The 6794-nt window shown below is 65.1% G+C and carries 7 protein-coding genes and 1 pseudogene; 3 read left to right on the top strand and 5 right to left on the bottom strand.

Going from position 1 to position 6794, the window contains the following annotated elements:
• Positions 1-89, bottom strand: a pseudogene (locus BBK14_RS39695) (IS6 family transposase); the annotation flags it as partial.
• 78 nt (positions 90-167) lie between these two features.
• Here BBK14_RS39695 and BBK14_RS06855 point away from each other — a divergent pair.
• Together BBK14_RS06855 and BBK14_RS06850 are read left to right on the top strand one after the other, a co-directional pair.
• Positions 168-395 (top strand): DUF433 domain-containing protein, encoded by a 228-nt coding sequence (locus BBK14_RS06855; protein WP_071060344.1) that lies wholly within the window; start codon positions 168-170, stop codon positions 393-395.
• A complete protein-coding gene (locus BBK14_RS06850) occupies positions 392-784 on the top strand; it encodes a DUF5615 family PIN-like protein (RefSeq protein WP_071060343.1) in 393 nt (130 codons plus the stop codon). The genes BBK14_RS06855 and BBK14_RS06850 overlap by 4 nt, the downstream gene beginning before the upstream one ends.
• Here BBK14_RS06850 and BBK14_RS06845 read toward each other — a convergent pair.
• From BBK14_RS06845 to BBK14_RS06835, 4 genes are all read right to left on the bottom strand, one after another.
• Positions 781-1848, bottom strand: coding sequence for an integrase core domain-containing protein (locus BBK14_RS06845; RefSeq protein ID WP_071060342.1), 1068 nt, complete (start codon positions 1846-1848; stop codon positions 781-783). The genes BBK14_RS06850 and BBK14_RS06845 overlap by 4 nt on opposite strands.
• A gap of 191 nt (positions 1849-2039) precedes the next feature.
• Positions 2040-3332: a hypothetical protein gene (locus BBK14_RS37715; protein ID WP_131802187.1), complete on the bottom strand. Its 1293-nt coding sequence runs from the start codon at positions 3330-3332 to the stop codon at positions 2040-2042.
• A complete protein-coding gene (locus BBK14_RS34795; protein WP_083390776.1) occupies positions 3322-4587 on the bottom strand; it encodes a hypothetical protein in 1266 nt (421 codons plus the stop codon). The genes BBK14_RS37715 and BBK14_RS34795 overlap by 11 nt, the downstream gene beginning before the upstream one ends.
• A 443-nt stretch (positions 4588-5030) precedes the next feature.
• The gene (locus tag BBK14_RS06835) at positions 5031-5366 is read right to left on the bottom strand and encodes an SAM-dependent methyltransferase (protein WP_241831075.1); all 336 of its coding nucleotides are present in this window, start codon (positions 5364-5366) and stop codon (positions 5031-5033) included.
• An 886-nt stretch (positions 5367-6252) separates the two neighbouring features.
• Between BBK14_RS06835 and BBK14_RS06830 the strand changes: the two genes are divergently transcribed.
• A partial coding sequence (locus BBK14_RS06830; protein WP_198541196.1) for an HAD family hydrolase occupies positions 6253-6794 on the top strand: 542 nt, incomplete at its 3' end.

Raw genomic sequence — 6794 nt, 5'->3', positions numbered from 1 at the left:
CGCACCGCCAGGACGATCACCTCAGGCGGGAACCGGAAGCCCGCGAACGCCGACACCGGAACCGGTGGACAGCCACGATGCCGACGCATCACTCGATCATGACCGATCGGCGGCCGCGGGGCAGCGGACTCCGCCGATGCAACCGAGCCGCCGGTAGACTCCTGGCTATGACCATCGCCAGCCGCATCACCGCTGACCCCGCCATCATGGCGGGTGCGCCGGCGATTCGCGGTACCCGGATCACCGTGTCCGCGGTGCTGGGCCAGCTCGCGGCTGGCTCGACGGTCGAGGAACTGCTCGCCGACTACCCGTCGCTCACACGCGACGACGTGCTCGCAGCTCTCGCGTTTGCCGCGGAGACAATGCCGCAAGAGCGCCCGTTCATCGCCGCATGAAGTTTCTCGTCGATGAGAACCTCTCACCGCGGGTGGCTGAACTGCTGCGTGACAAGGGCATCGACACGACGCACGTCCTCGAGCACGGGCTTGGCGGTTCCCCGGATACCGAGGTCAGCACGTTCGCTGTCACCGAGAGACGTTCGATCATCTCCTCCGACAGCGACTTCACCACTCTGCTCGCGCTCAGTCGCGGTACCGCTCCCTCGCTCGTTCTGCTCCGGTCCGGCGACCAGCTCAAGCCTGACGCGCAAGCCGCCCTGCTGCTGGCCAACCTGCCCGCGCTGGAAGCCGACCTCGAACAGGGCGTCGTCATATCGCTCAGCACCACCCTGTGGGGTGCCAGAACTCGGCCACTGGTGTTGAGCTGGGGTTTTAGGCGGTTTTAGACGGCTCGTTCGTATTCGTTGATCAGGCCGCCGAGGACGGGCTGGCGCTTGATCCGTTCCTTGGTCAGGTCTGCGATGGGGTGGTCGGGCCGGGGTGGTTGAAGGTCGCGGCCGCGGTGGGGTCGCCGTCCGTTGTAGTGGGTCGCGTACTCGGCCAGGACGGTACGCAGATGCCGCTCGCCGAAGATCAGCATCCGGTCGGTGACCTCGGTTCGGATCGTGCGGACGAACCGTTCCGCGTAGGCGTTCGCCCGCGGCGTTCGGGGTGGGATCTTGACGGCGGTGATGCCGGCCTCGGCGAGGACCGCGTCGAAGGAGGCGGTGAACTGGCCGGCCCGGTCACGGACCAGGAACCGGAAGTCGGCGGCCCGGTCACCGAGGTCCAGGAGGAGGTTCCGGGCTTGTTGGGTGGTCCACGGTCCGTCGGGGTGGGCGGTGATCCCGACGATGTGGACGGTGCGGGTACCGACCTCGATGACGAAGAAGCAGTACAGACGCCGCAACGTCACCGCGCAGTCCACGTGGAAGAAGTCCACCGCCAGCATGGTCGAGGCCTGCGTGCGCAGGAACTGCCGCCACGTCGTGTCGGTGTGCCGTTTCGGAGCCGGTGGCAGCCCGAGGGTCTTCAGGACCCGGCGGATCGTGGAGGCGCTCACCCGGTGGCCGAGCTTGAGGAGCTCGCCCTGGATCCGCTGGTAGCCCCACGTCGCGTTCTCGGTCGCGAACCGCTCGACCAGTGCGGCGATCTCCGCGCTGACCGGAGGTCGTCCCATCCGCTGCGGATGGGTCCATTTCCGTGTGATCAGACGGCGATGCCACCGCAGAACGGCCCCAGGGGTGACCAGCCGGTGGGCTCGCAGCGTCGTGGGGAGAAACCTGATCAGTGCGGCGAGGACCGCCCGGTCTGCCCAGTCCCACCGCGGCTTGGGCTGGCTACGGCGCAGCACCGCGACCTCGTGCCGCAACACGAGCAGCTCGATGTTCTTGGACGCTGACGAACGGYAGAGGAGGACCAGCCAGCCGCACACCCGAACGAAGATCAGATAGAGCAGGCGGATGGACATAGCTGACCATCATGCCGCCGGCCCCGTACGGCCGCATCCCCGCAGGTCACAGGCCCAGGCCGACTTCTGGCACCCCACAGGCTGTTCTCCATCACATCCATGATCAGATATGTACCCGGCGCCCCCACACAAGACACGCTCTTAAGAGTTCGCCCCAAGACACTCCATGAACCACCCCGACCTGTGGAGGGCTAGAAGCGGTGCCTGATAACCTTGTCATCGTCGATCAGGGTCAATTGATCGTGGTACTGCCGAAGCCTCAGGTCTGAAGGCGTTGGCCCCACAAGGTCGCGGGGGGCCGGCGCGCGCCGGTCGGGGACAGCCGGAGAGCTCCGCTCAAAGGGAATGGAAAATATCGGAGCCAGGCTGTCAGCAAGACGCGGGACGATGTTACTGAGAGCATCAAGCGCAACGACAAGAAGCTGTCTGTGCTGTGGCGTGAATAGATGGTCAAAGGCGGGCGCTTTCCATGTGGTGCCGCCATGCATGGCATCGTAAAGCACGAGGTCGGCAGACTGAGGAAGTTGGCGCGCTACTGCCGGTATCTGACGGTATCTGACAGCGAGGTCGTAGAATCGTGGCAGCCAGGCAGGCGTCTGTACAGTCGCTTCGCGCAGCGACGCAGACTTCCATTCGATTGGATCCGCACCATTAACGACGTAAGCATGATTCAGAGCCGAGAGCTGTTCACGCATAACGGCATCGGCCAATTCAAGGACCTTCAAAACTTGCCGGTCTCGCGGGTCACCGGTGGCAAGACCTTGCTCAATCTCCCGCTCAAGGCCCACTTCACCCAGCGCGTCAAGGCTTCCAGCTGCGCGGAGAGCAGCTAGGAGCAGCGCCATCAAAACGTCCGAAGCGATGATCGTATTTACCGCCTCCGGCAGGACGCTTGCTGTCCGGAAGACATCGCTGAGGGTCGAGAGAGCGCCAAGTACCTGGTGCGGATCGGCAACAATCGCRTCGTGGCGTAGAAATGTTATGAGCCCCGGAGGGATATCACCGAAGGCCTTAAGCTGTTCACCGGCTTTGCGGTACGGTTCGGCATGCGGGCCCACCCCGATACTCCCGAAGGTTTCAGGCACCCAGGTTTGATCAGCTTCTCGTCGACCGAGATCCTGCCCGCCCATTATAAAAATTCCCAAAGCTCGCGCGAGGTCCCGACCAGAGGCGGTCACGCTTTCACGGACAAGCACGGCTCGATCTGCTCGAACTAGCTTTTTCAGTCCTGCGAGCCACAGCAGGCGGTCCATCTCACCCGATTGGCCCTTCACCGACTTACACTCGGCGATGCTGAGTGTCGGACGTAGACGTGTGTCGAAGTCCAAGGAGAGCACATCAACATCGGTAATCGTCCTGCGTCGCCCAGCAAGCGTCTGATGAACCGGCCACCGCAGGCGAACAAAGGAGCCATCCGTGAACTCTAGACGTCCGTATCGCCGCTCCAGATCCGCACCCTTATCCATACCCTCTTTACCGGCCATACCGACGATGCCCCACTTCCTGGCGCAAAGCAGCCATCAGCCGCGATTGTTCCGCTGGTTTCGTCTGCGACGTGCGCGCCAGCAGTAGACGTGCACGCTCGCCTTCTGGTTGCTGATAGCGACTCTGGTCGATCAGAGAGGCCGCGTGAGAGACGCCAGCCCCGCCATGATCCTCTAAGTACTGGATCGCGTCTTCCGCGATGTCTGGCTGCAGTAGCACGAACTTAGAATATCGGGCAGCCTTCTCCACTCGGACGATGCCCGCAGTCTCAAGCATCGGATAGTCAGTCTCGATGTACGAGRCATCGCCAGCCTCGCCGTTCTGAATAAGCCTTTCAAGGAACTTAGCAGGCGATCTCAGACGATTATCGGCGAATCGATGCGCGAAGATCATCGAGCCGATGAGCTGGCGGACGTGACCGCTCGGATCGGCACCGGTAGGGCGGTCGAAGGTGTTGCGGCTCATGTGCGGCGCAAACAGAAAGTTTCGCTTATCCCCCTTGCTGGTCTCGACGACGCTGCGTAGCAGCAGCCCTTGAGAGACAGCGAAGTCGACCCACCTGCTTTCCGTCGAGGTGACATCGTCCTCGGGGAGCCCGGCGGTGGTGGCGACCTCTTCGATCAGACCGGAGAGGGCGGTCTTCACGCGGCCATCCTCAGCCTGAAGGGCGGCATGGGCGTAATCCGCGTCGGACGCCCAAATATTCGGATTATAAAGCACCGTAGTGCCATCATCGCTGTGTTGGCGCGCGCAGAGGTGCAGCGCCTCGAGGTAGCCGATAGCCCGAACCGCTTCAACCTCAGGCGCCACCTCGACAGCCGCCTCAATGCAGCCAGCCTCGGTCTGCGGCATGAGCGTCGTGGCGTCAAGGATCTTCAGAACCGCCAGCTCGACCGGATCGGGAACCGAGGCGTTCAGCAACGGCTCCGCGAGCTCCAGCAATTGAGGCAGCGGGGGCAGGCGTTCAGACACCACCTGCGGTCGGCCCATCTCGTCGAGGTTGACCTCGACGAGGCCGAATGTCGCCAAGGTTGGCAGTACATCCCTCACCAGACGCCGGCGATCCACACCGGCGTCAGCAGCTATAGCAACGGCACGTTCACCTGTTGTTGTGCCACTTCCACGCAGGCGGACCGCGACCTCGAGGACGGTGCCAGCGAACTCGAGTTGCCCCAGAGCCATCCGGTCCGTCGTCGGGCGATATGTCCTGAGGTGGCGAGTCAGGCCGAGGAGTAGTTCGGCGATGGACAGCATCAGGTGGCTCCGGCTACTACGTCGGGTTGTCTCCTCCATCGTGACAGACAGAGCCGACAGCCCGGCTCCCCCCTCCGCACTCGACCTCAGGGACCACGCAACGGCGGGTTATGCGGTTCGCCAGCGGACTGGGCCGGCGTGGTCTTGGCCGCGAGCGAGAGGGAGGTGCGCCGGGCCGAGCCCCCGCGGTGGCCCGGCGCCTGACCACCGTAGGCCGTGCAGGAAGGCCACGGTGTTGACCTTCCGTGAACGGATCATCTCCGGATCGAACGGCATGCCCGTGAGACCACGGCCCGGCAGTGGGCGGCGGAGAACAGGGTGGCCGCCTACCAACTGTGGCCGGCCGAGGTCCCGGGCTGACGCGGCTGGCCACGGCCACCTGCGTCGCCGTGGGTCCCACCGGGATGGTGCCCACGGCGCGCCCCGGGCACCATCCCGCGGTGTTACGGGACGCGGGTAAGGGCGCCGTACACGTTGACCTCGGCGTCAGCCGGGCCGTCCGGCCCGCTGGTGTCGTCGGGCCGCCAGCGGTGCACGGACTGCACCCAGGGCTCGACCAGGTCGAGGCCGTCGAAGAAACGCTCCACCTCACTGCGGCTGCGGACCGTGGCGGGGATGCCCTGGCCTCGGTATACGTCGTCGGTTGCGAAGTCGGGGGTGACATGAGTGAGTGCCAGGTAGCTGCCGGTGGCGGCAAGGAGACCGAGGAGGTGGGCTGCAACGTCCAGACCTCGGTACCAGACTTCGTCAACATCGCCGACGCCGGCAATCTGCTTCACCAGCACCCAGCGAAGGCCCCTGACGAGCCGCGCCCTATCCTTGCTCCTACACGGTTCACGGGGGGAATACAGTGCGTCGCAGTCTGTTTGTCATGCCCGTCTTCGCGGTCGTGTTCGTTGGGGCCGCGGGATGCCAGGCAGCACCAGTCAACCAGGCCGGGTCGACAGCGGCGATCTCGGCTCAGCCGGCCATGCCCGCGTCGAGCCAAGTGCCACTCGGTCAGTCCGCTCCCACCTCGGTGGTGCCGACGCGATTCACTGGCCTGGAGGGATGCAATGAGGGCAGCGCCGTTGTCCAGCAAGACAAGAGCCACACGGGTCACACCTATCGCTGCACGACCATCAACGGTGCCCAATACTGGCTCCTTTTCGGCGACCCAATCACGCCAACTCCGACGCTCGCCCCCGTGGCCAGCCCGACGTGGCGGCCCCCGTCCCGCGCGCTACCCACCGGGGCGACAGTCGAATACGGACCGACGTTCCCCGACGGAACTCCCCAGACCGAAGTGAATAGCGCCGGATGTTACGAGGGCGCCCGTTACGGGGATAGTTCAGCCGAGGGCACCGGATACACCTACGAGTGCCAAGGCAGCTACGGTAAGTCGCAGAAGTGGGTGCTGGTCGCCGGCTCCGTCCCGACGTCCAGCGCGCCGGCACCAACCTCGACAGCGTCATTGGTTCGATAGCACGCCGCTCACCTTGTCGCTCAAAAGGCAGCCCGCTGCTGTCCTGCTCTACCAGGGGGAGCCAGGGCGCTCCTGGTAGGCGCGGCTGCCGCTGTATGAGCGGCAACGGCAACCGGCCGCTGACGGAAGGCAGCGGCGCCCGATAGCTTCATCGTGAACGATTGTGGCGTCCGCAGTCCGACCAGATGGGAGGGACCCGCGTGCCGATCAGGTCGGTGTTCTTCGACGTAGGCGAGACGATCGTGGATGAGTCCCGGGAGTATGGGACGTGGGCGGACTGGCTGGGGGTGCCGCGGCACACGTTCTCCGCGGTGTTCGGCGCTGTGATTGCCCGTGGGCTGGACTACCGGGAGGTATTCGAGGTGTTCCGGGCCGGATTTGACCTCGGGGTGGAGCGCGAGCGGCGCGCGGCGGCCGGGCAACCGGAGTCCTTCGGCGAGGAGGACCTGTACGCCGATGCTCGGCCCTGCCTGGCGGCGTTGCGCGCCGAGGGTCTGCGGGTCGGCCTGGCGGGCAACCAGACCGCCCGCGCCGAAGTCATCCTGCGGGCGCTGGATCTCCCCGTTGACGTGATCGGAACGTCGGACGGCTGGGGTGTGGAGAAGCCCTCGGTGGAGTTCTTCGAGCGTGTCGTCGCCGAAGCGGGCTGCCCGGCTCGGGAGGTGCTGTACGTCGGTGATCGGCTCGACAACGACATCCGTCCCGCGCAGGCTGCCGGCGTGGCGACTGCCCTCATCCGTCG

It is taken from the genome of Parafrankia soli (genome assembly GCF_001854695.1).
Lineage (GTDB): Bacteria > Actinomycetota > Actinomycetes > Frankiales > Frankiaceae > Parafrankia > Parafrankia soli.
Note: the sequence above shows the minus strand (reverse complement) of the source record. Positions and strands in the feature narration are given on the sequence as shown.

Bases quoted from the DNA above. Each gene is read 5' to 3' on its own strand.
- BBK14_RS06850 (WP_071060343.1), top strand. From the start codon at position 392: ATGAAGTTTCTCGTCGATGAGAACCTCTCACCGCGGGTGGCTGAACTG.
- BBK14_RS06855 (WP_071060344.1), top strand. From the start codon at position 168: ATGACCATCGCCAGCCGCATCACCGCTGACCCCGCCATCATGGCGGGT.